This window comes from Cytobacillus solani, from assembly GCF_001420595.1.
GTDB classification, from domain to species: domain Bacteria; phylum Bacillota; class Bacilli; order Bacillales; family Cytobacillaceae; genus Cytobacillus; species Cytobacillus solani.
This window is the reverse complement of record NZ_LJIX01000006.1, coordinates 2,103,934-2,129,353: the sequence shown is the minus strand read 5'-3', so window position 1 is coordinate 2,129,353 and position 25,420 is coordinate 2,103,934. Positions and strand designations below refer to the sequence as shown.

Genomic DNA, 25,420 nt, shown 5'->3' with positions numbered 1-25,420 from the left:
TTTTTTAGTTCATCAATATTCCTTTTATTAAATTCACGATTCGTTCTGTTCCTTTACCATCTATTTCATACCATCCACTCTTAGCAATATCATTAAGTAAGGGTATATTATTTAGGTTAGAAACTAAATTACCAAAAACTTCTTCCCCATTTCCTAGTGACTTAAGTAATCCTTTTTTTTCTAACTCTTTTACATAGTAAGACATATGAGCCCATTCTATTGCTAACACTGGTTTGCCAAGATACATCGCTTCATAAGAAGTAAGACCTCCTAGGGTTACAACAACATCTACATTCACTAAATATTCAGGTAAATAAGGGTTGTCTAATATAATAATATTTCTATTTAAATAATTATTCATTAATCTTTTCCTTCTATTATTGTTAAATCCAGGTCCGCATACTACGTAAAAAGTATAGGCTAAATAGTTATTATTAAAAAAATTAATAAATTTTTCAGTATATCCAGAAGGGTCTGAGCCTCCTAATACAATCATTACTTTCTTAATATTTTTTATTTTAATAAAATGCTGAGGTCGATAAATGATTAGATCATTTCTAATAATTTGATATGTTGATCCTGTATATTTTTTAATCTGTTTATTTTTAACTTCTACAAAGTTATCTCCATTAATAAATATATCCGGACAAAAACGATCTACATTTACATCGTTTAATTGAATAATAACTTCAGCACCAAGCATTTCGTAGCTAACACGATCATGTTCGTTTAACTCGATGATATCAGTAATAAGAATATTATTGTTCTTGGCTTTCTTTTGAAAAAGCACTTGAATCCATTCAAGTGCTTTTTCACGATCTTCCACATAGTATATTTTGCCTTCTTCAAATGCAAATACGGTTGCAAGCTTTTGTTTTCCTTCACAAATAATCACTATATTATTAATAGTAGTTCCGAGATGTTTTCCTATGCTAAAACATCGACTTAGATTTCCCATACCAATTTTTTCATTAGCGGCCACATGAAAGACTATCACTTAAAGTACTCCCACTTCAGTACAGTATTTTTTGGTAAGCTTTTATTAATTTTTAAACCGATAATTTTATCTCTATCGAAAGGAGATATTCCCCACCCTGGTCTTGTAAATTTAATATCTTCTTTTCGAATGATATCTCCATAGTTCAAATCTTTATTTAAAACAATTGAGCGAATAGAGGTTTGTCGTTCATTCTCTTCTGAAGGCATCACTCTTTTCCTAGGACTCCCCAATGCCAATTCTATATTCCTAATTTCATTAACGAGTAACTTCATCTCCAATGGATCTAAGCTAAACCAATGGTCTGGTCCATCTAATTGTTTATTAAGTGTAAAATGCTTTTCTATCACTCTAGCACCTAAAACAACAGCACCAATTGCAGATGTTATTCCCAAAGAATGATCTGAAAACCCTACGATACACTCTGGATACATTGCTTTTGTACTTTTGATTACTCTTAAGTTCATCTCTTCCATGGGTGATGGGTATTGTGAAACACAATGCATAATAACAAGATCTTTACACCCGTTGTTTAATAAAGTGTTAATAGCAATATCCGCTTCTGATAAAGAGCATTTTCCAAGTGATAGCATCACTGGTTTATTCATCTTTGCCAGTAAAGTTAACATTTCAAGATAATTCACATCGGAAGCTGCTACTTTAAAGCACGGAACTTTCAATTCATTTAAAAACCGAACTCCATCTAAACTAAATGGCGTAGAAAATGGTATCACACCTAAGCTTTTGGCATAATTAAATAAATCTAGATGCCATTGGCGCTTTAGCGAAAGTCGATTAAACATGTCGCCAATTTTTTCAGATTTTAAGGCAGGTGATTTCCCCCAAGAAACAATACGTTCATGGTCAGAAAGCAGTTCATCAGCTGTGTAGGTTTGAAACTTTACGGCATCAACACCAGCTTCAGCTGCTGCCCGAATAGACCTTTTTGCTAATTCAAAATCACCATTATGATTTGCCCCTATTTCTGCAACAATAAATGTTGGATCATCATACCCAATACTCCTATTAGATATATACATCCGATCACTTCCTTACAGTAAATACCCACCAACTGTGTTTCTCACTCAAATTATTCTTCCAATAATCGTCTCTTTCAATATTTTCTACAGTAAAACCAACTTTAGTTAAAAGCATTTCAGCTTGTTCTTTTGATAAAAATGTATAAAGCATATTTTGATAAACAGGAACAGAATTACCTAAATGATAAGTTTCTTCACTGATTTTTCTACCTTTACCGAAAAGAAAATCTTCAGTTGTTCTAAAATTGACAATCATTTTTCCATTTGGTTTCAATAATTGATACATCGTTTTTAAATCATTAAACATTTGATCATACTTCCTAAGAAAAACAACTCCAAAAAGGAGAATCACATCAAAAAATTCATTAAAAAATGAGTTTTCTTCTATACTTTCTAATTTAAGTCCCTTCAACTTTTCATGATGGCCTAAGACAGAATTAGCAATTTGAAAACTTTCCTTACTATAATCGATCCCATACGTATTAAATCCATAATCTAATAGCAGTTTCAAATGCCTACCCGAACCAAACCCTACATCTAGAGCATTCTTAACATGGTTATGATCTATATCTTTAAAATTCCTAGCCAAAAAAGAAACGATTCTTTCATTTGGATATAACATTTGGTGCTTTAAAATTGATTTTCCCCATGCCTGTTTATTTAAATCGTCAAAATTTGTCATCTTTTTGTACTCCTCGTTTACTAATATTTACTCTATAATAAATTTAGAAAAAATATTTTCTGCTATGCCCTCACAATTCTTAAAATCGTCACCACAAACAATAAAATAACCCCTATTCACAATGTCTTTCCCTTGTTTTACAACATGAATAAACTCATTTACTCTCAATTGACAATCATAATAAAGAACTTTCTGAACATTAAAATCTTTATCTTTTTGGGGGATTACTTTAACTATTCCTGGTTTTAAATCAAAAAAACAGATCATGTACACTTTATTAACTTTAATATTAGGACAATATAACGCTTTCCCCATTAAATATGCAATAAAATTAGAAATTGGATTAAACCCTATAACATGTGGAATAAAATGAGTCATTAAGTTTAATCCAGCAGGTCTCCCAGAACTTTCGATAACAAAAATCCCATCATTATTAATAATAATATCAGCGTGAAATAAACAGTTGTTGGCCTGAATTAAGGTAGTTAATTGTTGGAGGATTAATATAATACTTTGTTCTAATGGAGGATGTATTCTTGCAGGAGCTAAATAGCCTATTTCTTGTCTAAAAGGGAGATTAGTTAAAATTTTTTCACGGATTAACAGTAATTCAAATTTTCCATTTACAATTCTTCCATCAATTCCATATTCAGTCCCTTCTATAAATGATTCAATTAAAGTAGCTTCATCCTTAAGTAAAGTAGAATGATGAAATTCGAGTAATTGGTCCAATTCTTCATTTGAACGTATTACTCCGACTCCTCTGCTACCTGAACCAATAGAAGGTTTTATAACACACGGGTAACCAATAATATTTATTTTTCTTTTTAATTCATGTATTTTACTTTTGCTTTCTTTCAAAATAATTTGTTTAGGCCGAGGTAAATTTAACACTTCCAAACATCTATAAAACTCTGATTTATGAACAAATGATATTGCTGCAGTCTCTGATATTCCCTTTAGATTCAGTTCATCGTTTACTTTTCCAATCGTAATTAGCGACCCGCCGATTGGTACAGGTAACACAAATTTTATCTGATGTTTTCTAGCTACTTTAATAATATCGTTGACTTCTTTTAAATCAATATTATAAGTAACATCACAATATGCAAAACCTGGTGCGTCTTTGTCACCATCAATACCTATTACGATTAAGCCCATTCTTTTAGCTTCTTGAATACTAAAAATTTGTTCTTTTCCAGCTCCAATGGACAGGACTTTCATCTTTTCAACCCCATAATTACATTTTATTAACAGGTTTTTGTTTAATGTGCTTGTTAATACTTGCGATATCTGGATTCTGAATTAAAAAACGGATTACTTCGTAGCTGGAAACTAAAGGGTTTTGGAATTTTTGAGCGATCCGCTCACAAAGCTGATAATCTTCTTGCGTATCTAAAGTAATTCTTAATTCTGGATACTGTAAATTTTCATCTATAACATAATTTTTCCAGTTGAATTTATTAGTAAATTCATAAGCATATAGTGTAACATGTTCCCTATGTCTATTTTCTTTTCCGATATCATAAATATTTTGTAAAGCTTTACTTGAAATTAATTCGATGTTTAATCCTCGTGGAACTTTTCCGACAATATTCACAATATCGCATTTACTACTTTGCACTAATTTCACAATCCTACTTGCCGTCTCGTAGTCTACAAAGGGGCAGTCTGCTGTTACCCTAATAATATATTCAGCGGGATACTTCTTTATACAATCAATAAATCTGCTTAAAACATCTTTTTCAGATCCTCTGAAACACAAAGTTTGGTTCTTCAAACACCACTTTTCAATTTCATCATCTTTTTCTGTATTTGATGTTGCAACTATTATATTTTGGATACCTTCTATCTGTTTACACCGAGCTACCACATACTCCAAAACAGAATGCTCTCCCAATCTCATTAAAACTTTACCTGGTAATCTTTCTGAGCCAACCCTAGCTTGTATAATAACATTAATCCCCAATTATTGTTCCTCCGTATCAACTTTCGAGATTAATTGATTATTACAAAATTTATCAATTAAAAGGTATTCTTTAACAGATATATTAATTATATTCCTAATCTCTATTACTTCCTGGCCTTTTTTCTTAATTATCCTCGTTAATTAAGGTTCACCAAAACAATTAACTTTATATTTTTCAATTCATAGATTTAATTTATAATATAACCTTTTTAACCGCTTTAATGACGTCTTTAACATCTTCCCTTGTCATAGAAGAAAACAAAGGTAAAGTAATAAAACGTTGATAAAGCTTTTCTGAAATCGGACATATTCCTTGTTTATAACCTAATTGATTATAATAAGGGTGATAATATACAGGAATGTAATGCAAATTTACTCCAATATTTTCTTTAATTAATTCATTAAAAATATCATTTCTTCCTTTTTCTAATTTTTCTAAGTTAAGGCTTAAAATATATAAATGCCAACTTGATTCTCTTTGTTCCTTCTGAAAGGGGATATTGACTTGTTCCATATCCCTAAAAGCCTCATTATACATAGAAACATAAGTTTTTCTTTGATTGATTAACACACCTATTTTTTTTAATTGACTTATGCCAAGCGCAGCCTGAATATCAGTCATTCGATAGTTATAACCTAAAAAGTGCATTTCATAATACCAAGAACCCTCATTATTATATAGCAAATCTGGATTTCGAGTGATCCCATGACTTCTAAATTGAATTAACTTATCATAATAAACTTTTTTATTAGTTGTTATTACCCCCCCTTCACCAGTTGTAATATGTTTTACTGGATGAAAACTAAACATTGTCATATCACTAATTGAACCTATTTTTCTGCCATTATATACAGCGCCTAATGCATGTGCGGCATCTTCGATAACTACTAAGTTATATTTTTTTGCTATACGCAAAATTTCGTCTAAATCTACTGGTTGACCTGTAAAGTCAACAGGGATGATTGCTTTTGTTTTCTCAGTAACTAAATGTTCAACTTTAGCAGGGTTAATATTATAGGTAAGCTCATCTATATCTGCAAAAACAGGCTTCCCATCCTGATACAATATACAGTTAGCACTTGCAGCAAACGTCATCGGCGTTGTTATTACTTCATCACCTTCCGCTATTTCTGCTGCAAAACATGCACCATGGAGAGCTGCAGTCCCACTTGAAAATGTTACTGCATATTTTACTCCGACATAATCTGCAATTTTCCTTTCAAACTCTTGAACAGTAGGACCTGTAGTTAAGTAGTCATTTTTTAGAACTTTAAGCACTGCTTCAATATCATCATTATCAATCGATTGACTTGCATAAGGAAGGTAGGTAGGTCTAACTGGTTTATGATTCAATTAATAAACTCCCTTCCATAAAAAAATATATTTCCTAGATTAATAAATTGTTATTATTAAATGACTTATCCTATTCATAAACTAATTTTTTCAACTCATCAATAGTTAACCAGTTTTCATTTCTATTACTTGTATAGCTAAAGCCTTCTGGAATTATATTCCCCTCCATTGTCCCCTTGTTCTCCCACCATGTGAATTCTGGTTGAATGATATAGAAATCTTTATTCTCTATAGTATGTCGAGCATCATCTTCCGTAATCATTACCTCATGAAGCTTCTCTCCCGGGCGAACCCCAATAATCTCGATAGTACAATCAGGGGCAATTGCTTTTGCCAAATCAGTAATTTTCATACTTGGAATTTTTGGAACAAATATTTCTCCACCCTTCATTCGACTAATATTATCAAGTACAAACTGAACACCTTGATCTAGTGTTATCCAAAACCTAGTCATACGTTCATCCGTTATTGGGATTTTTCCCGTTTTTTTCATCTTTAAAAAATATGGAATTACACTTCCTCTACTCCCCACTACGTTTCCATAACGGACGACTGAAAATCTAAGATCCTTGTTTCCAACATAAGAATTGGCAGCAATAAATAACTTATCTGAAGCCAATTTTGTTGCGCCATATAAATTAATTGGACTAACCGCTTTATCTGTACTCAAAGCGATAACACGTTTAACATTACAATCAATTGCAGCTTCAATTACATTCTGTGCGCCATGAATGTTTGTTTTGACTGCCTCAAATGGATTATATTCACATGAACCAACATGTTTTAATGCAGCAGCATGAATAACTATGTCTACTCCACTAAATGCTCGAATTAACCTTTCTTTATCTCTAACATCCCCTAGAAAATAACGAATTCTCTTATCTGTATAAATATTTGCCATTTCATATTGCTTTAATTCATCTCTGCTTAGCACAATCACTTTTTTTATATTTTCCTTTAAAACCCTAGCTACAAACTTCTTCCCAAATGAACCTGTTCCACCTGTTACTAAAATTGTTTTTCCAGACAAATTCATTTGTACACACAACCTTTTTCTAAAGTCAATTTCCCATGAAGGCTATTAAATAAATATGCCAGTTACGAAAAATCGGTGAACAAATATTTACTATTTATTAAGATTCTAATTAATAGTCTTAATCTATTTCCATTCTTGTATGTTTGTCCAATAGCTTATGTTTGAATCTTAAATTCCTTTCAATGAAATTTCTAAGGGTAATAAATAATATTGAGGTATTATATGAGAATAAAACTTTAGGTGTATAGATGAATACCTAGGGATCAAAATAATCTATTTTAATAATCGGACAGGCTGAAAACATTGAAAAGACCGAGCATAAAATATGCCCGATCCTACTTTGTGACACATAATAAATTGACATTAAAAAATCATGAATTCTATTTTTTTAAATGAGCAAGAAACGTTTGTTTTTATCCTTTATAGCAAACTTCGATTCTTGAAATACTTCATTCTGATTAATAGGTATATTCATTTTAACTCAATATTAACTTCCTTATTATAACAGCAAAACTTAAACTTCCCGCCTTTCCCGCATGGGCAAGGATCGTATAATCTATCCTTCATTTTAACTTTTAACGCCTTTTTCAACTGTGAAATGTCAACGTAGGGTTTTATTTTAATGATGGAATATATTCCATAATCGTTACATATTTTAGCAACCTGAGCAAGCTGAAGCTCATTAACAACATAACAGACAATTTGCCTTTCTTTAGGCGGGTTTCTATTTGTCATTTTTACGTCCTCCCTCAAATGAATCCCCTTCTCTTCATCTAAGATTATTTTTCCTGTGATATCTTTTCATCATCAAATATATTCAACATCTGCCCATTTTATTTATTTTTTAGCAGCCATTATTTTAAGCTCAAATGAATACAGAACAAAAAACCGTAGATTCGCATCTACGGAAAATGAAAAAACATTATGGAACAAGTTAATTGATGGCAACTCCTGCACTTGCGTATCCTGCAAAAGTTACAGCAATTGGTATACCGCCGGTTGCTAGTGCACTAAATACCATTAATAAGCGTTCTCCTTGTACAACTGGAATAGCCAAGCCAGGAGTATTTCCTGCGGTAGTATTACCTAAGACAATGGCACCACTGAGAGCAGGATCTAGTGTAACGATGGCTCCAGGAATTGGATTAAAGACATTGCTTAGCGGGGAATCTGATCGATATAGCTGTGCTCTAATCGTTACTGTAGAAGCTCCAAGGTCAACACCTAAAAAAACACTAAAAAATGCTGACATAGATGTAATGATCCCAGCTCGTGGCACGGAAAATGCCAAGTTCTGAAGTGTTCCTCCAGCACCTGTAAGATCTATTGGTCCTCCTAAAACACTTAGTGTTGTACCTGAAGATCCAAACCCGATTAGGCCTTGAGTAGAAGCTACACCGCCTAGAACCGTAGATAGTGAAACTGGAAGACCTGATGCAAATGGGAGAATTGCGCCAGCTCCAGGGATTCCTGGTGTTCCTGGTATTCCAGCTGGTCCTGGTGCTCCAGCAGGCCCCGGTGGTCCTGGTGGTCCTTGCATTCCGCGTAACCCTCTTGCTCCTCCATTTCCTATTACTCCTGGTATTTTTTGCATCGCGCAAACACAAGGATTACAAAAACAACTACAATTGTTTGTGTGAAAATTTGACATAAATTCACATCCTTTCATGAGGTATTAAATTATATTCATTTAATGTTAATTCTCTTGTATGCTTGTCTGTATTTAAAAAAATGTTACTTCCTATTTTCTGAAAAAAGGAAACAGAAAAAAGCCAATGGTGATTGTTGCCAAAAATTATCACCATTGACAGGCAATGCATCAAATTAATTATTAACGAAATTTCGTGTCCCAGTTAAAGCCAATGGATGGATCATTCCACTCGATTCTTTTCTCATCAGGGTTCTTGCTATCGTATGATTTGGTTGTAAAGTAGATAATGGTTGCAGGCTTTTCGCCTAAAACTCGGTATCCGTGTGCGATTCCTTTAGGGATCAGGAGCATGATTGGATTTTCTTCTCCTAAATAATAAACATCTGTTTTTCCTTTTGTAGACGAGCTATCTCTCAAATCATGTAGAACAACTTGGGCATTGCCTGAAGGAAAAAACCATAAATCATCTTGCTTTTCGTGATAGTGAAAGGCTTTAATGACACCTGGATAGCTCATAGACCAAGAAGCCTGCCCGAACCTCGACAATAAATCAGGTTCATCATCACGAACAAGCTCAGCGAAAAATCCCCGGTCATCACAATGTTTGACAAGCTTTTTTATCTTCACTCCTTCAATCACTGACTAGTCTCCTTTCGAATAAATTCTTTTAGAGCTTCTTTCCACAGTCTAGGACGCGCAATTTCTTCTCTCAGCAAAGCTTGATGACTGAATACCGAAAATTGCGGCCTCGGGGCAAGAGCTTTATATTCGCCTGTTGTAATAGGAAGAACTAAGTCGGGATTAACCCCTGCTTCCTCAAAAATAGCCCTTGCAAATTCATTCCATGTACACGAGCCTGAATTGCTTATATGGTAAATTCCATTTTTTTTATCCATTAATTGAATAATCATTTCAGTGAGGTCATTCACATAGGTTGGTGATCCTAACTGGTCATTAACAACCTTAATTTCCTTCCCTTTCTTAGAAAGGTTTAACATTGTCTTAACAAAATTATTCCCCCCATGCCCGTAAAGCCAGGATGTGCGAATAATTGTTGAATGATAGCAATGACGTGTTAATTGCTCGCCCAGCCACTTGCTCAGACCATATATGGATTGAGGGTTCGGCTCATCTTCTTCGGTATAAGGCTTGTTTTTCTTTCCGTCGAACACATAATCTGAACTAATATAAAACAGTCGAGCCTGAATTTTATTGGCTGCATGTGCGATATATTGTGTGCCGAGAGCATTAACTTCCATTGCTTTTTTTGGTTCAATTTCGCATTGATCTACAGCTGTAAAAGCAGCAGCATGAATGATTAATTGCGGTTTATAATGAGATATTAAGTGATCAACTTGAATTTTGTTTGTAATATCCAAATCCTTTTTTCCTAAGCCAATGACAGAATGGGATGTGCATAATTGTTTCTCTAATTCTTTTCCTAATTGTCCATGAGCTCCAGTTATTAAAATATTCAATTGATCACCTGCTGTCGTTCTCCTGTTTTTTGTACCAATCTATTGTTCTATCTATTCCTTCGGAGAAAGAGACGAGTGCCTTCCATCCTAACTTACTTGCTATTTTCCCAGAATCCATTGAATATCTTCGGTCATGGCCTTTCCGATCTTCAATAAAATGTATGAGATCATCACTTTTCTTCAGCTTTTTAAGGATGAGTTGAATAACTTCTAAATTTGTTTTTTCTTCACTGCCTCCAATGTTGTACACTTCTCCAGGAACACCATTTTCAAGTACCAATTTTATCGCTCGGCAGTGATCCTCCACATAAATCCAGTCACGGATGTTTAACCCATCGCCGTATACTGGGATATCAATGTTTTTTAGTGCGTTTGAAATAACTTTAGGTATAAATTTTTCTGCATTTTGAAATGGTCCATAATTATTGCTGCAGCGTGTGATGGTTAATGGAAGCTGATGTGTATTAAAGTAGGATCTAACGAGCAAATCAGCGCTTGCTTTCGAAGCCGAATAAGGATTATTAGGCGCAATAGGAGTCTCTTCTGTAAATGGAGGATCTGTTAATTGTAGGGAACCATATACTTCATCTGTGGAAATTTGAATCATTTTCATTGCTTTTCCGTTTAATACTGCTTGTAAAAGGTTAAATGTGCCATTAATATTCGTACGAATAAATGGAGCCGCGTCTACAATGCTTCGATCCACATGTGATTCAGCAGCAAAGTTGATGATTGCTGCATATTTTTGGTCAAATATCGCATCCAGATCTTCCTCGTTGCCAATATCACGATGAAGAAACTGATATTGACTCGATTTTTCAAATCGTTTGATGGCTTCCGTATTACTGGCATAGGTCAGAGAATCAACATTAGTAATATAGTAATTTGAAGATTTAAGCAAGTAAGAAATAAAATTCGCTCCAATAAAGCCAGCTCCGCCAGTGATTAGGAGGTGGTTGTTCATTTATTGTTCTCCCCAATCGGGTTAGTGTTTACATATTGAAAAGCTTTAAATAGTGATTCATGAGTCCCCGCATCAATCCACCAGCCTTTTAAAATATCGTATTCAAGTTGTTTATTTTTAATGTACATATTGTTGACATCTGTAATTTCAAGTTCGTTTCTGTCGGAGGGCTGAGCAGCATCAATGTACTGAAAAACTTCATGGTCATACATATAAATTCCAGTTACACAATAGGATGAAGGGGGATGAACTGGTTTTTCAATGATGGAGAGAATTAATCTTTTGATCGGGTTTATATATGGTACCCCATATCTGGTTGGGTCTTTGACTTCTTTAAGAAGGACTCTTGCACCTTTCTCCTGTTCTTTAAATGTATGAACATAAGGTGTTAATGAATCCTCAAAAATATTATCGCCAAGAATAACAATAAACTTTTCTTTATTAATAAAATGGCGTGCACCTAATAAAGCGTCTGCAATCCCTCCACCTACATTAGGCTGAATTTGATAATGAAGCTCTACATTAAGGTTTTCCCCATATCCTACTATCTCAATAAAGGAAGGAATATCTTTAGGATTGGTTATTATTAAAATTTCTTTGATCCCTGCTTCCCTTAATTTCAAAATAGGCCAATAAATCATTGGATACTTGCCAACAGGCAACAGATGTTTATTGAATACTTGAGTAAATGGTTTCAAACGGGAACCAGAGCCGCCAGCAAGAATAACCCCTTTCAATGAAGAAACACTCCTTTCATAGTATGTCAAGAGTTCTCAAACCTCATTTAAACTATGTCGTTCAAATAAACAATATCTATATACTATATGAAAGATATCTTCTTTTGTTCTTTATTCGTTCGTTCAGCCTAGCTATAATAGGAGGAACTTGGCGTCATAAAAAAAGCACCTCCTGATACTTTGATCGTATCAGGAGGTGCTACGTGTTTATATGCTTTTATTAGGGATAACCCCTATTGCTGTGTGCCAAGCCCATTTCTTTCTTCCGTAAAAGGAATATCCTTCTTTATATATTGATAATCATTACGATTAATAGGCTCATATCCTTCTGGTTTATAGAAGCGAAGCAAGTCTTTGTAAACAATTTCATCAGACATTTGCAATTCAACTCTTGCCTTTTCAGCTAGAGACTCACACCCTGCTCCTTCTACTAACTCTCCTGTTTCAGTTGAATAACATTTTTCTTCTATCTGAGAAACTTCCGGAGAAACAAAATCGCCATTTCGGAATGGAACAACTTCACGATGATTTTTTGATAAAAGATCAGAGCCTACTGTCAAATAATCTTTCGTATCTATTCCTAGTAGATGCATTAGAGTAGGCTGAACATCAACTTGACCGCCAACTTTATTCACTAAGCCTCCATCTACGCCTGGTACATGAATGAACACAGGTACTCGCTGGAGCATAGCATTATCGAATGGAGTAATTTCCTTGCCGATGATTTCTTCCATTGCTTTATTATGGTTTTCTGATATTCCGTAATGGTCGCCATATAAAACAACAACCGTATTGTCGTACAATCCAGATGTCTTCAAATCATTAAAGAATTGCTCTAATGCTTGGTCCATATAATTCGCCGATTGGAAATACTGATTGACAACATTATCATCTGTTTCCGCTGCTGGAAAATCTGTATCGCCCTCATCCATTTTAAACGGGAAGTGGTTGGACAATGTAATAAATTTAGAATAGAAAGGCTGTGGCAGACTTTCTAACATTGGCATGGATTCAGCAAAAAACGGTTTATCTTTTAAACCATAATTTTTTGTGTTTTCATCAGTCATATTATAATATTCTGCATCAAAAAACTCATCATACCCTAATGAACGGTACATTTCATTGCGATTCCAGAACGTTTTGTAGTTCCCATGGAATACAGCAGATGTATAACCTCGTGATTTCAGAATTGCAGGAGACGCTTGATACGTATTTTGTGCCTTATTTACATAAACCGCACCTTGTGACATCGGATATAATGAGTTATCCATTATAAACTCGGCATCAGATGTTTTCCCTTGACCTGTTTGGTTAATAATATTATTGAAGTAAAAAGTTTTCCCATCGTGTGCTAATGAATTCAAGAAAGGGGTAACCTCTTGACCATTGAGCTGGTAATCAATCATAAATGTTTGCAATGACTCCATTGAAACATAAATGACATTCATTCCCTTCGCTTTCCCGAAGTATTCAGGATTTGGTGCAGCATAATTCGCCTTAATATAGTTTTCAACTTCGGTAATATCATTAGAGTCTGCCAATGCTCTTTGACTGGCAGAACGCGCATTTTGAATGACATCATACACAGAGAAATTATAAGCACCTAAGTATTTAACAAGATAATTTCTGTCAAATGAACGTGTTAATAGCTCAGGGCGATCCTTTTCCGCAAGTCCAAGATTCAGCATAAAAGTCGCTACCGCAGCAAGGATTACAACTGCTCCTGGTTTTCTGCTTACTAATTTTCCTGGGTTGTACCATTTCTTTGCTACGAAAAGGATAAGCAAAATGGTATCCGTAAAGTAGAAAATATCAAGTGGAGACATTAAAGATAGTGCACTCTCTCCCAATTGTGCCCCATTTACTTTCGTTTGCATAACGACTGGAACAGTAATAAAGTCGTTGAAAAAGCGATAATAAGCGATATTTGCATACAACACAAATGAAAGTAAAAAGTTCATTAAAATTAATACGGTTGATTGAATTTTCCCTTTAAATAACAATGCCAATCCAAAGAATAAAAGAGCTGAACTTAAAGGATTGATAAATAATAAAAACTCCTGCATTTTATTATCAATTCCTAAATTAAATTCAATTCGATATGCTGCATAAGTTTTTAGCCAAAATAAAATAACAACTAGAAAGAAAAGCGGCAAGTTTCCTTTCATTTTATCTTTTATAGATGAAAAAAGTTTTTTCATAATTCACACCTCACACATTTAAAAAACCAGAAAAACTTAGCAAGCGCTAAGTTCACATAATTTTTCTATTGAACATCAAATTTTTATTAGGGAGTTGAACGATGTTATCTAATATATCATAGAATTTCGCGATTGAAAACTAAAAACCATAACAAAAATTTAGCCAATTCCCCCCTAATTCCTACAAAAATGGACAATATCCCCTCAATTTTTTAAGATTATATGGACATTAGATGAAGCAAGAATTCCCCCTCTATCATAGTGTATAGAGAAGGGAGGGACATATATATGCTACAATTAATTTTACTTTATTTAGCCTCCATATTGTCAGGATTCGCACTGATAAACGTACCAACATCTGCAATTATTACACCAGGAATTGCAAACTTTTTCGATATTGTTGGAGGAATTGCGATCGTTGTATTCTCATTCGTATTATTATATCACGGGATAAAATCACTCATAAAGAAATAGCCATTGGCGAGAGACCTATCATATGGTCTCTCTTTGTTTTTATTTCATGTGCACCTAGAAAGAATTATAATAATGAATGGGTACGTTATTTTAAAAGAGAGGAGATTTACATATGGCATATCCAAATACTGATGAAACACTTCAGCTCTTAAAAGAATTAGTTTCTATCCCAAGCCCTTCAGGAAATACGACAAAGGTGATCTCATTTGTAGAACAATACTTGAGAGAATTAGATGTAGAAACGTGCAGAAATCGTAAAGGGGGAATAATCGCAACTCTTCGTGGCAAAAGTGACAAAAAACACCGGCTCCTTACGGCCCATGTGGATACACTTGGAGCAATTGTTAAGGAAATAAAACCGAGCGGCAGACTTAAACTTGATCTAATTGGCGGCTTTAAATACAACTCCATTGAAGGCGAATACTGTGAGATTGAAACATCTGAAGGAAAAAAATATACTGGAACAATATTGATGCACCAAACTTCTGTTCATGTGTATAAGGATGCTGGAAAAGCAGAAAGAAATCAGGACAATATGGAAGTTCGTATAGATGAGGTCGTTAATAGTGCAGAAGACGCACGAGCTCTTGGGATAGAGGTTGGTGACTTTGTATCCTTTGACCCACGTGTACAGATGACGCCTTCCGGCTATATCAAATCTCGTCATCTTGATGATAAAGCAAGTGTTGCAATAATATTGCAGTTAATAAAGCAAATAAAATTAGAGAACAAGGAGCTTCCATATACTACGCATTTTCTTATTTCTAACAATGAAGAAATTGGCTATGGCGGGAACTCAAATATTACTCCTGAAACGGTTGAGTATTTAGCTGTGGATATGGGAGCCATGGGAGACGGGCAAGCAACAGATGAGTATACTGTATCGATCTGTGTAAAGGATGCAAGTGGACCTTACCATTATGAATTACGAAAAAAATTAGTGCAACTAGCAAAGGATCATCAAATTGAATATAAGCTTGATATTTATCCCTACTATGGCTCAGATGCTTCAGCAGCCATTCGTGCAGGACATGACATCGTTCATGGCTTAATCGGACCAGGGATTGATTCATCCCATGCTTTTGAAAGAACTCATAAAAAATCGATCGAGAATACAGCAAAATTGCTATTCCATTATGTACAGTCTGAAATGGTTCTATAAAATTCAACAAAGCCTCCATAACTAGAGGCTTTGTTATATTTATGCTTATAAAGCCGTTCTCGCCCCAATGTAACGAGTTGTCCAAGATGATACATTCATATCACTTATCGTTACGCCAGTAGATGATCCAGAGTGAATAAATTGATTGTTTCCTAGATAAATGCCCGCATGTGATGGACCTGAACTTGTGTTAAAGAATACAATATCCCCCACTTGCGGTGTTGAAACTGGTTTCGTTGCATTCCAAATAGAAGAAATCGTCCTTGGTATAGAAATGCCAACATTATTAAACACATAGTTTAAATAGCCGCTACCGCCAAATGCTGCTGGTGTACTTCCCCCCATTTGTAAGGAGCTCCGATATACTTTTTTGCTTCAGCAATAAGCGCCTCCACCTAAGAAGCAAAAAAAATTTAAAAAAAAGAAGCCATTTGGAAAATTTTTTTGGCTTCTAATTCTACCTATTTACTTTTCTATCCATATCCTCTTATTCTCGATTCTTTTTGTTAAACCCATCGCATCTAATCGTTCCAAAAACGGAATCATATACTTTCGTGAGAGATCAAGAACTTCTTTTGCTTCACCAACATCAAACTCCAAACCAGTATGATTCTTCAACATTTCGACCGCATGTTTAAAGTGTTCACTATGCCAATAATATTGATCATCAAGTGGCACAATCTCTAGTTCATCTACTAAAAATCTCATTATGTCAGGTTCTAGCTGATTCGGTATGCCTGCTTTTGTAAAATAGTCACTTATATATCTCACTTTTAACCTGTCACTTTTTAGTTGTTCAAGCAAGCCATCTGTTCTTTTTTCCCAATTCGAAGGAATATGAGGCTTAAAATCACGAAGATGAATGTATTGCCCCCTCTTATAGAAAAGTGAAGATTCAATTGCCTGTTCTAAAACATATTCCAAAAGCTGTTTCGGGTACATCTTTTGCATAGGCTGTAATAATGCTGCTTTATTTTCACCTGGCTTCATCGGATTATCATGATGAAAATCCTTCATGCGGTCATACATATCTTCTTCAATAAAGTCTTTTATAGAGGATAGAGTATATCCCTTCCCATTAAAATAAATGAACTCGTCATCCTCACTTAAAATTGGCTTTAATTCTGATTCATCAAGTGAAGTTCTTGTTATTAACTCTGTTAGCGTCAAGCATTTCGCTTCAGATATAGCAGCCATCATTCTTTCCTTCGGGCTGCCTTCTTTTTTCTTTGCTAATTCTTCAATTGTTTTATGGCCAAAACGATATTTCTCGCCTCTTGGATCGATGACCCAGCCGCCTCCGATTGTTTCTTGAGGACTTGGCCGTCTTAAAATGAAGCGATCACCACGCTTTGTAACAATCTCCTCATCTAACCGGATTTGACAAAGAATTTCACTATTTTCATCTTTTATTTCATTCCGGTCAAAAAACACAATTCGTCCCATCACTTCTGCAGTACCAATATGACATTTAATTGGCATTCTCTGTTTAACCATATAATCTAAATCTTCGGCAACCTTTAGGGCAACATCAATTGTCCGTGTGATAATAAAATGTTCTGAAGACACAAGGACATCTCCTCGTTCAATATTCTCCTTTGAAATACCAGAAAGATTGATTGCCACCCGCTGACCAGCAAATGCCTGTCCAGCAGGCTGATGATGAACTTGAAGCTGCCTCGCACGTGTTTCCAGCCCTTTTGGCATCACCATTAATGCTTGTCCTTCTTCTATTGAACCCTCATAGACTGTACCCCTAACAACTGTGCCCTGTCCCTTAATAGTAAAGACCTGGTCAATTGGCAGCCGAAAAGCCCCTCTAACATCCCTTGTTTCCAGCAGTTTGAGTGTATTGGTTATCATATTCTTCAGATCATCTATCCCTTTTAATGAAAGACTATCAACTAGGATAAAGGGTGACTGTTCAAATACAGTCCCCTTTAATTCTTCTAAAATGTCATCCTTCACTAAATCGATAAATTCTTCCTCTACACGGTCAATTTTTGTAATGGCGACAATTCCATTCTGAACACCTAATAACCCTAAAATATGTAAATGCTCTCTTGTTTGGGGCATAACCCCTTCATCGGCTGCGACAACAAGAACAACTAAATCAATGCCTGCCACACCAGCAATCATTTGACGAATAAACCGTTCATGACCTGGTACATCCACAACAGAAATTTGGATTTCTTCATCTTCATAAAGAGGTGCGAACCCAAGTTCAATAGAGATTTGACGTTCCTTCTCCTCCTTTAATCGATCTGTATCCACATTTGTTAAAGCTTTTGTTAACGTCGTTTTTCCATGATCGATATGTCCAGCCATACCAATTGTAAAAAACCTTTTCATCGCTGCCACCTACTCCTGCTTTACTTATGTATCTTCACATTATCGTTTATATAAGAAAAATTCAATCGTTAAGGTTATTTGTCATATAATTTCCTTGAAATTCTATTTTTCAAAGCGAAAGGGATTAGCAGAAGGAAAAACAGGAAGAAAGCAACTGCTTCTAATGTCAATATATAATAAGGAAAAGGACCAAAATAATCTAATAAAGAACCATTGCTTGGTTTATGAGCAAGAAACATATAATTTCCGCCTGTAAGCTTATTTGCTATAAACGCAGCTCCCGCGCTCCCATTCAAAAATAAAAATGAGGCAAAAAGACCCTTTCTTGTCGGTTTAAATTTATGGACGAACACAAAATATAGACAAGTCCAAATAATAAACATATGAGTAATGAAAAATTGAAAAAATCGGAAATGTGGAAACCCTAGAAATAATTCAGGTGTTAAAATGGCCATAAAGGCACCTGTAATACCGATAAAATAGACAATCTGAAAAATAAATTGCGCTCTTGTTGATAGTAAAATTAAACATAATACGAGACTAAGCGAACAAAGCTGAAGCGGTAAAGTAAATGAAATATCCCAATAGCCATCCTTATATAACCAAAAATGATACAAGGTTTCTAATAAGAAAAGGACAAAAAACATACTGCCCCTTGCCTCTTGGTCATATTTCCTAAAAGAGTCTCGAAACCTATAGAGAACTACAGATCCGCAAAAAAATATAGCAATCATTAAAAAATGAGATACAGAAAAAACTTCAAAAGGAAAAAGGTCATATTGATGGCCAAATAGTTTGCTCATATAGCTATGCCCCTCTTATTCTTTTTGAATTAGCTTAATTTTTTGAAACTCATATTTTTGTGTTGTTTCAAACTTGATGATCTCTGGCTGTTCAAGTTCAATTTTCGCGTGAAATAGTGGACCATCTGAAACAAATGTATGGTATTCGCCAGATTCCCCCATCGGACAACAATCCTTTGTCATCATATCATGAATGAAAGCTGTATCTAGCTGTCTCCCAAGCCATGTTATATCAAGCACATCTTCACGGACTCGAATGACAGTCGCCTTATAGCCTGATTGAACAAAGGTAGCTAGAAGGTGAAGAGCATCTTCTTTTCTTCCCCATAATGGATAAATTGGTTCCAGTGATGTATCCTTCGCCAATTGTTCTCCCCACTCCCGGTGCTCTTCTAAATATAAGTCACCAAAGGCAATCCCATCCAATTGATATTGATGTTTATAACTTTTCAAAGCATTAGCAAAGCTGTTTGTATAATCTTCAAAGGTGCAGGAGATAAATTCTACCGGAATATCTAAAGCTTTCGCTTGAAGATTAACTAATTCCATCTTCTCTCCATGTCCAAAGGTTCTACCTATTTCAATCGGAACCGTTGTTATTAAACAGGCGACCTCCACCCCTTGTTTAGTCAATTTATCAAGTGCCAAACAGCTGTCTTTTCCGCCGCTCCAAGATAAAGCCACTCTTTTTGTCAACATCATTCATCCTTTTATTGTAAATTTTTCATCATGATACCATAATTCTGATCGTCTGCTAAAAAAAGGATAGAATTGTAGAATCCTATCCTTTGTAAATGATTATGTTAAAAACTGAAATTCTGTCCTGCTCCCTGTTTGAGCTGCAACGACTTCCAGCCTTACGTCAATTCTCTCTTTAAGTTCTGGAACATGTGAAATAATCCCGACAAGTCTTCCGCTGCTTTGGATATCAATTAATGCTTCAACAGCCTGATCAAGCGATTCCGGATCAAGGGTACCGAACCCTTCATCAATAAACATAGTCTCAAGTGAGACGCCTCCAGCATATTGTTGCACTACGTCTGCTAACCCTAGAGCAAGTGCAAGTGCAGCCTTAAAGCTTTCACCGCCAGATAATGTTTTCACATGACGCTCCTGACCTGTATATTGGTCAAAAACGAGCAATTCTAAACCACTTTGAACATTACCTTTTGAGCGATCCGTTTTCCTGATAAGCTCATATCTTCCACTCGTCATTTTTCTAAGCCTGCCATTTGCTTCATTTAGAATGTCGTCAAGAAACGAAGCTAAAACAAATCTTTCGAAAGTAATCCGATATGTGTTTTGGCCTTTAGCAATCTCTGACAAATGGCCAATTACCTTGTATTTTTCTTCAAGTGCCTTCATTTTTTCATTAATTTGATTTATTTTACTCTCTAATTCCTCATTATCTCTTTTTTTCATAAATAGATTTGTATATGCTTCCTGCAGCGATCGAATTTGCACATCAATATTAGTGAACGCAGCATTTAGCTTATCCATATCTGGTTTCTCAATCTTTGCTAACAGCTCGTGCAATTCATTGTAGCGATCATTAACTGAACGAACTTCCTCACGATATTCGATGAATGCTTTCTCCAGCAGCTTGATTTCTTGATCCGATTTTTTTGCACCATTATACTCTCCATAAGCTGCAAAGCCTTGTTCCTTCATGCGGTCAACGAATGCTGCTCTTTCTTTTACTAGCTGCTCATTTGTTTGTTTCGTATTCATTTCAATAGTTTCATACTTCGTCTTTACTAATAGTAATTTCTCTCTGCTGTCCTGATACAAACGCTGAGCCGATTCTAATCTATGCATTAATTCATTTTGTTTTTTTACAGACTCCATTAGACGCGCTTCAAAAGCATCAATGGTGCGGAGGTCTTCAGGTATGCTTTCCATCATTCGTTTTAAATACGTTTTCTTTTCCGTATATAGAATGGTCGTTTCATTTAACTGCTCATTCTTTTTTTGAAGTTCACTATCATTTTTCTCTTTATCCTGTTCGAATGTCTGTAATTCCTTTGCCCAAATGGAAAGCCGCTCAACACTTTTTGTCAGCAATAGATGTGTTGCTTCTAACTCTTGTCGCTTTGACATGATTGTATGTTTATATACTGGAAAATCAGCAGGAGATAAATCGGGCTGCTGTCTTTGAATATCTTCGATACTATTATTTACCGTTTCCTTTAATGACAGAATAATGGATTGAACTTCATAAAAAGCTTTTTCAGCACTGCCCTTTTCCTTTTCAATTTCATCATATTGCTGTTTGGCCATTTTAATGTCTTTTTCATTTGGAATTTCAGCTGCTGTAGTTACAATTTTTGGATGATGTTCAGAGCCGCATACGGGACATGCTTCCCCATCCTGTAGCTTATTCGCAAGTAAACTAGCTTGTCCATGAAGCCATTTTTGTTCCAATTCCAAAGTCATACTCTTGGCATCAGCTAACCTTGCAACAGCATTAGCCAAAAACTTTTTTTTCTTTTCAAATTGACTAGTTGCCTGTTCTAATCGGAATTTTTGGTCCTCAAATTTAATAATAAGTGAAATTTCTCCAGCTAACTTTTCTAGCTTGTGTGAGACTTCTACTAACTTTAACTGATTATGATCGATCTCCTGCTTTTCTTCTTTTAAGGCCAGAATGTTTTTGTCAATCCTTTTTTCCATTTCTTCTAATGCTGACTTCTCCCTTGAACAATTTTCAAGCTCCCTTCCTAGTTCCTGCACTTCCTTTTGAACACTTGCAAAAGATTGAATATCTGACTTTAAATTATTCAAATAACTAATTTGCTCGCCAATTGCCGTTCTTTCTAGCTCACGTTCTTTTTCAGCTTCCCATTTCTCTTCCTGCTCTTTGAGCTGGATAGTAAGATGAGAAATTTCCTCCTTTAATATGGAAAGCTCACGATTTGCTGCATCTACTTCTTTTTTCAAGTGATGGCAAAGTTCTTCCTGCTGTGCAAGGACTGCAGCTTTTTGAGCGAGATTGATTTGCACTTCGATGTGAGAGTATTTTTCTATTTCCTTTTCAAGTTCTTCCTTCCTGCTTTGCAAATCATCCTTTGCCTTTAACTGTTTAGCAATTGCTTCTGCTTCATATAGCTTTTGCTGAAGAGCATTTCTTTCCTCTTGCTTTATCTTTAAGTAATCTGCAAGTTTCTCAAGCTCCTCTGACATTTTGCTAATTTCTGTCTGTAATAATGGCATAATAAGATGATCATTTAAACTGCCAGCAGCTTGATATCCTTTTAGCTCTTCATTATAAAGTACATGGATATTTTGGATGGCCTGGTTCCGATGCTCCACTTGCTTTTCTACCATTTTTCTGAGTTCAACTGCATCTTCCTTTAATTTTTCTTCAATCCGTTTATAGATTTGTGTGTGGAAAAGTCGCTGCAGAATCACTTCCTTATCCTTACTTTCAGATGTGAGCAGCTTTCGGAACTCCCCTTGAGGTATCATTAATATTTGTCTAAATTGATTACTGTCAATAATCATAATTTCTTTTACTTTTTCATCCACATCACGAACATTAGCGGCAAGTAGCTGTCTATTTCCATCTGTGTCATATACATATAACTCTGCCTTTGCACCTATTGTTGTAAATCCATCTCCACGTGCTTTTTTCTTTTCCTGCTGCGGAGATCTCGTAATGAAATAGGTTTTGTTTCTTAATGTAAATTCTAATGACACCTCTGTCACTGTTTCATCTTTAGCAAACTGGCTTCGAAGATCAGGTCCGTTTCGATCTTCTCCACTTGCCTTCCCATAAATCGCATAGCTGATCCCGTCAAAAATGGTTGTTTTCCCTGAACCGGTTTTACCTGATATAACGAACATTGTCCGGCTGCCAAGCTTCGTAAAATCGATATGCTCGCATCCAGCATACGGGCCGAATGCTTGCATCGTTAATTTTAACGGTTTCATCTTCCGGCTTCCTCCTTTAACGTTTTCTCGATTACTTCAGCCATAACTATATTTTTTTCATCTGTAAATTCCGAAGTCGTCATCTCCTCATAAAATTGTTTAAACAGCTCAAGCTCGGACTTCTTGTCTTCCTTTACTGAGGAAAAAGACTGCTTTTTCTTCATATCCGTCATGGCTATTTTCCGTTCAAGATGCAGCACATTCGGATAGATTTGACGCAGCTTATTTATTGGATCAATTAACGCCCCTTCATCATGTAAAATAATTTTCAAGTAATCATTCACATTTTGTTTCTCGTAAATACTTGGATCCATCAGCTCATCCAGATGACCTTCAAGCTCCCGTAAATCATTCTTCGGAGTAATAGAACGGATGCGTAAATCAAATTGGCCATTGTCCTTCATTTCAATAATCGAAATTGATTTCTCTTGTTTGGCTTCTGAGAAGGAATATTTTAAGAGGGAACCTGAATAGCGGACCGTTGGGTGCTTAATCGCATCCGGACTATGCAAATGTCCTAATGCTGTATAGGAAAATGGCTCAAATAATTCTGACCCCACGCAACCAGAGCCTCCAACAGATAATGTTCGCTCTGAATCACTCGTTTGACCTCCAAGGACAAAGGCATGTCCAACAAAAACATTCGGCTCATTAGGGTTCAAATGTTGTTCTATTTTTCCAATGACAGCTTTCATTGCATCTTGGTGCGAATGAATAGATTCATCATTTAATAGATGTCTAACCATACCTGGTTCTGCATATGGGACAAGGTAAAAATTCACACCATGTATATGTATCGGCTGAATGTCCATTTCAAGCTTGCCAGTTAAAAAGAATTGACTTTGCTTGTACCACGAACTTCCGAATGATAGTCTCTCTGCACTATCATGATTGCCCCCAATAGCAACAATAGGCGTCTTTAATTCTACATTTATTTTAAATAGAATTTCGTTGAGCAGTTCGACAGCATCTGTCGGCGGAACTGAGCGATCATATAAGTCTCCCGCGATAACAACTGCGTCTGGCTGCTCTTCCTCTACTAACTCAACAAATTTATTTAGAAAGTACCGCTGATCTTCTGTCATATATAGGCCATGAACAAGCTTACCTAAATGCCAGTCAGCCGTATGAATAAATTTCATTCCATTCTCATCTCCTTACTTGCTCTTATCAATCATTATATCAAAATTCATCATTTATGAGATTTCTTCTTTTAGAGGAAAAAATAAGACACCCTTTAGGTGCCTGGTTCGATTAGTGCAGATCACGGGGATGCAGGGGACTTTGCCCTTCTTCAATTTCCTGAAATTTATCATTTGAATGCACCTTTTGCAGAACTTTTCTATGAAATCCAATGTTAGCTGTAAATATTCCACCAAAATTAATGCGCAGATAAATAAAAAAACAGTCCCGCCAATAGAACAGGACTGTTTCATTATTAGTTTGTCAATTATAGTTTAGTTACGTTAGCAGCTTGTGGTCCACGAGCACCTTCAACAACTTCGAAAGATACTTCTTGGCCTTCTTCTAAAGATTTGAAACCTTCAGTTTGGATAGCAGAGTAATGTACAAATACGTCGTTTCCATCTTCAGCTTCGATGAATCCGAAACCTTTTTCAGCGTTAAACCATTTAACTTTACCGTTTTTCATAAGAAAAAATCCTCCTATTGGCAATAACTAGCCATGTGTTAATTCACCATTCACAACGATTATAACTTTTACTCATCATTACTCATCCAAACGATTAAATCTTTGGAAAAATCGGCTTGCAAAAATATAATACGATGCATAACGGCTACATTAAATTTAACACTATTAGAAAAATAAGTCAATCTTACAAGTGATAATGGTAGTCTTGTTATCTATTCTTTCAGTCGTTCGGGAAGGCTTTGAATTGATGTAACCACTACGTCCAATTTTGCCTCAATTCGGTGCAGCAAAAAGAGCGTCACAATAATCGGAAAGCCAACTTCGCTAATGAACGGGATTAACTCTTCCATCCTCCAAACTCCTTTCTTCAACTATTTGAAAAGGGCCGTTCATACACATGAACAGCCCAGTGATGCTTATACTAATTTGTAATCTATGACATTCCTTTCAATGACTCTTACACCTTCAGAGGCAACTAAGTCCCCATTCACGGTTTGAATAATATTTGCAGAAATTATTTGTTCCATGGCTTGCTTAACTGCAGCCGGATTGATTGGTTCCTTTGGGTTATCGATTGAAAGCTTGGATAATTTCCCGTTCTCTGTTAAGAAAGATAATTCTAATGATTTTGCCATGATTTCACCTCCTCTTAAATATTTGTTCTTTCTCGCAGAATTCATCGCTATTACCCAACAATATCAAAACTGTCATTCCTTACAACTGTTACAAGCGGGTCATTGCAGAGAGAGGCAAGTGCTTGAGCTGTTTCATGAATTTGATCTGCACTTGCCGTTTTCTTTACATTCCCGATTGTTTTCGACTTATAAACAGGTTCACCTTTGTCATTCATACCTGTTTCAAAGCTTAGTCGAATTTTTGAGTCAACCATCAAAGCTTGTGCCATGTTTTTCACCTCCCCTCACCCTTTATATATAA

26 protein-coding genes are annotated in these 25,420 nt (G+C 35.5%); 2 read left to right on the top strand and 24 right to left on the bottom strand.

Annotated features, from left to right (window positions below):
- Positions 1-4: 4 nt before the first annotated feature.
- The 14 genes from AN957_RS12525 to ltaS form a co-directional block, all read right to left on the bottom strand.
- Positions 5-997, bottom strand: coding sequence for a hypothetical protein (locus AN957_RS12525; RefSeq protein WP_056684432.1), 993 nt, complete (start codon positions 995-997; stop codon positions 5-7).
- Entirely contained in the window at positions 994-2,037 is a 1,044-nt protein-coding gene (locus AN957_RS12520; protein WP_053475834.1) for an N-acetylneuraminate synthase family protein, read from the bottom strand. Before AN957_RS12520 ends, AN957_RS12525 begins: the two co-directional genes overlap by 4 nt.
- 4 nt (positions 2,038-2,041) lie before the next feature.
- Positions 2,042-2,719, bottom strand: coding sequence for a class I SAM-dependent methyltransferase (locus AN957_RS12515; RefSeq protein WP_053475833.1), 678 nt, complete (start codon positions 2,717-2,719; stop codon positions 2,042-2,044).
- Between the two features lie 27 nt (positions 2,720-2,746).
- A complete protein-coding gene (locus AN957_RS12510) occupies positions 2,747-3,943 on the bottom strand; it encodes an ATP-grasp domain-containing protein (RefSeq protein ID WP_053475832.1) in 1,197 nt (398 codons plus the stop codon).
- Positions 3,944-3,959: 16 nt separating this feature from the next.
- Positions 3,960-4,688, bottom strand: a complete 729-nt coding sequence (locus AN957_RS12505) for a cytidylyltransferase domain-containing protein (RefSeq protein ID WP_056684429.1) — start codon at positions 4,686-4,688, stop codon at positions 3,960-3,962.
- 193 nt (positions 4,689-4,881) lie between these two features.
- Positions 4,882-6,042: a UDP-4-amino-4,6-dideoxy-N-acetyl-beta-L-altrosamine transaminase gene (gene pseC, locus AN957_RS12500; protein WP_056684426.1), complete on the bottom strand. Its 1,161-nt coding sequence runs from the start codon at positions 6,040-6,042 to the stop codon at positions 4,882-4,884.
- Between the two features lie 70 nt (positions 6,043-6,112).
- Positions 6,113-7,078: a UDP-N-acetylglucosamine 4,6-dehydratase (inverting) gene (gene pseB, locus AN957_RS12495; protein WP_053475829.1), complete on the bottom strand. Its 966-nt coding sequence runs from the start codon at positions 7,076-7,078 to the stop codon at positions 6,113-6,115.
- A 471-nt stretch (positions 7,079-7,549) separates the two neighbouring features.
- Positions 7,550-7,813: a hypothetical protein gene (locus AN957_RS12490; RefSeq protein WP_053475828.1), complete on the bottom strand. Its 264-nt coding sequence runs from the start codon at positions 7,811-7,813 to the stop codon at positions 7,550-7,552.
- A gap of 199 nt (positions 7,814-8,012) precedes the next feature.
- The gene (locus AN957_RS27715) at positions 8,013-8,672 is read right to left on the bottom strand and encodes an exosporium glycoprotein BclB-related protein (RefSeq protein ID WP_245637785.1); all 660 of its coding nucleotides are present in this window, start codon (positions 8,670-8,672) and stop codon (positions 8,013-8,015) included.
- 237 nt (positions 8,673-8,909) lie between these two features.
- Complete coding sequence (locus AN957_RS12480) at positions 8,910-9,368, bottom strand: dTDP-4-dehydrorhamnose 3,5-epimerase family protein (RefSeq protein ID WP_053475826.1); 459 nt, start codon at positions 9,366-9,368, stop codon at positions 8,910-8,912.
- Positions 9,365-10,207: a dTDP-4-dehydrorhamnose reductase gene (gene rfbD / locus AN957_RS12475; protein ID WP_053475825.1), complete on the bottom strand. Its 843-nt coding sequence runs from the start codon at positions 10,205-10,207 to the stop codon at positions 9,365-9,367. Before rfbD ends, AN957_RS12480 begins: the two co-directional genes overlap by 4 nt.
- A gap of 4 nt (positions 10,208-10,211) precedes the next feature.
- Entirely contained in the window at positions 10,212-11,171 is a 960-nt protein-coding gene (gene rfbB, locus AN957_RS12470) for a dTDP-glucose 4,6-dehydratase (protein WP_056684420.1), read from the bottom strand.
- Positions 11,168-11,908 (bottom strand): sugar phosphate nucleotidyltransferase, encoded by a 741-nt coding sequence (locus AN957_RS12465; RefSeq protein ID WP_056684417.1) that lies wholly within the window; start codon positions 11,906-11,908, stop codon positions 11,168-11,170. Before AN957_RS12465 ends, rfbB begins: the two co-directional genes overlap by 4 nt.
- Before the next feature lie 233 nt (positions 11,909-12,141).
- Positions 12,142-14,076, bottom strand: a complete 1,935-nt coding sequence (ltaS, locus tag AN957_RS12460) for a lipoteichoic acid synthase (protein WP_425388943.1) — start codon at positions 14,074-14,076, stop codon at positions 12,142-12,144.
- A gap of 321 nt (positions 14,077-14,397) precedes the next feature.
- Between ltaS and AN957_RS12455 the strand changes: the two genes are divergently transcribed.
- The gene (locus AN957_RS12455; protein ID WP_053475821.1) at positions 14,398-14,583 is read left to right on the top strand and encodes a hypothetical protein; all 186 of its coding nucleotides are present in this window, start codon (positions 14,398-14,400) and stop codon (positions 14,581-14,583) included.
- A gap of 112 nt (positions 14,584-14,695) precedes the next feature.
- Positions 14,696-15,745 carry a M42 family metallopeptidase gene (locus tag AN957_RS12450; protein WP_053475820.1) on the top strand — a complete coding sequence of 350 codons (1,050 nt, stop codon included), beginning with the start codon at positions 14,696-14,698 and terminating at the stop codon, positions 15,743-15,745.
- 45 nt (positions 15,746-15,790) lie between these two features.
- On the opposite strand, the gene AN957_RS12445 is transcribed toward AN957_RS12450, so the two are convergent.
- The 10 genes from AN957_RS12445 to AN957_RS12400 form a co-directional block, all read right to left on the bottom strand.
- A complete protein-coding gene (locus AN957_RS12445; protein WP_056684411.1) occupies positions 15,791-16,090 on the bottom strand; it encodes a C40 family peptidase in 300 nt (99 codons plus the stop codon).
- Between the two features lie 120 nt (positions 16,091-16,210).
- Positions 16,211-18,097, bottom strand: a complete 1,887-nt coding sequence (selB, locus tag AN957_RS12440) for a selenocysteine-specific translation elongation factor (RefSeq protein WP_075209139.1) — start codon at positions 18,095-18,097, stop codon at positions 16,211-16,213.
- 74 nt (positions 18,098-18,171) lie between these two features.
- A complete protein-coding gene (locus tag AN957_RS12435; RefSeq protein WP_053475819.1) occupies positions 18,172-18,900 on the bottom strand; it encodes a YwaF family protein in 729 nt (242 codons plus the stop codon).
- 15 nt (positions 18,901-18,915) lie between these two features.
- Complete coding sequence (locus tag AN957_RS12430; protein ID WP_053475818.1) at positions 18,916-19,596, bottom strand: Dph6-related ATP pyrophosphatase; 681 nt, start codon at positions 19,594-19,596, stop codon at positions 18,916-18,918.
- Positions 19,597-19,698: 102 nt separating this feature from the next.
- On the bottom strand, positions 19,699-22,833 hold the full coding sequence (locus AN957_RS12425) for an SbcC/MukB-like Walker B domain-containing protein (RefSeq protein ID WP_056684409.1): 3,135 nt from the start codon (positions 22,831-22,833) through the stop codon (positions 19,699-19,701).
- Positions 22,830-23,975, bottom strand: a complete 1,146-nt coding sequence (locus AN957_RS12420) for an exonuclease SbcCD subunit D (protein WP_053475816.1) — start codon at positions 23,973-23,975, stop codon at positions 22,830-22,832. The genes AN957_RS12425 and AN957_RS12420 overlap by 4 nt, the downstream gene beginning before the upstream one ends.
- 308 nt (positions 23,976-24,283) lie before the next feature.
- Positions 24,284-24,484 carry a cold-shock protein gene (locus tag AN957_RS12415; protein ID WP_053475815.1) on the bottom strand — a complete coding sequence of 67 codons (201 nt, stop codon included), beginning with the start codon at positions 24,482-24,484 and terminating at the stop codon, positions 24,284-24,286.
- A gap of 212 nt (positions 24,485-24,696) precedes the next feature.
- On the bottom strand, positions 24,697-24,834 hold the full coding sequence (locus AN957_RS12410) for a YvrJ family protein (RefSeq protein ID WP_053475814.1): 138 nt from the start codon (positions 24,832-24,834) through the stop codon (positions 24,697-24,699).
- A 66-nt stretch (positions 24,835-24,900) separates the two neighbouring features.
- Entirely contained in the window at positions 24,901-25,119 is a 219-nt protein-coding gene (locus AN957_RS12405; RefSeq protein ID WP_056684406.1) for a DUF2922 domain-containing protein, read from the bottom strand.
- A gap of 50 nt (positions 25,120-25,169) precedes the next feature.
- Entirely contained in the window at positions 25,170-25,388 is a 219-nt protein-coding gene (locus AN957_RS12400; protein ID WP_056684403.1) for a DUF1659 domain-containing protein, read from the bottom strand.
- Between the last annotated feature and the right edge of the window lie 32 nt (positions 25,389-25,420).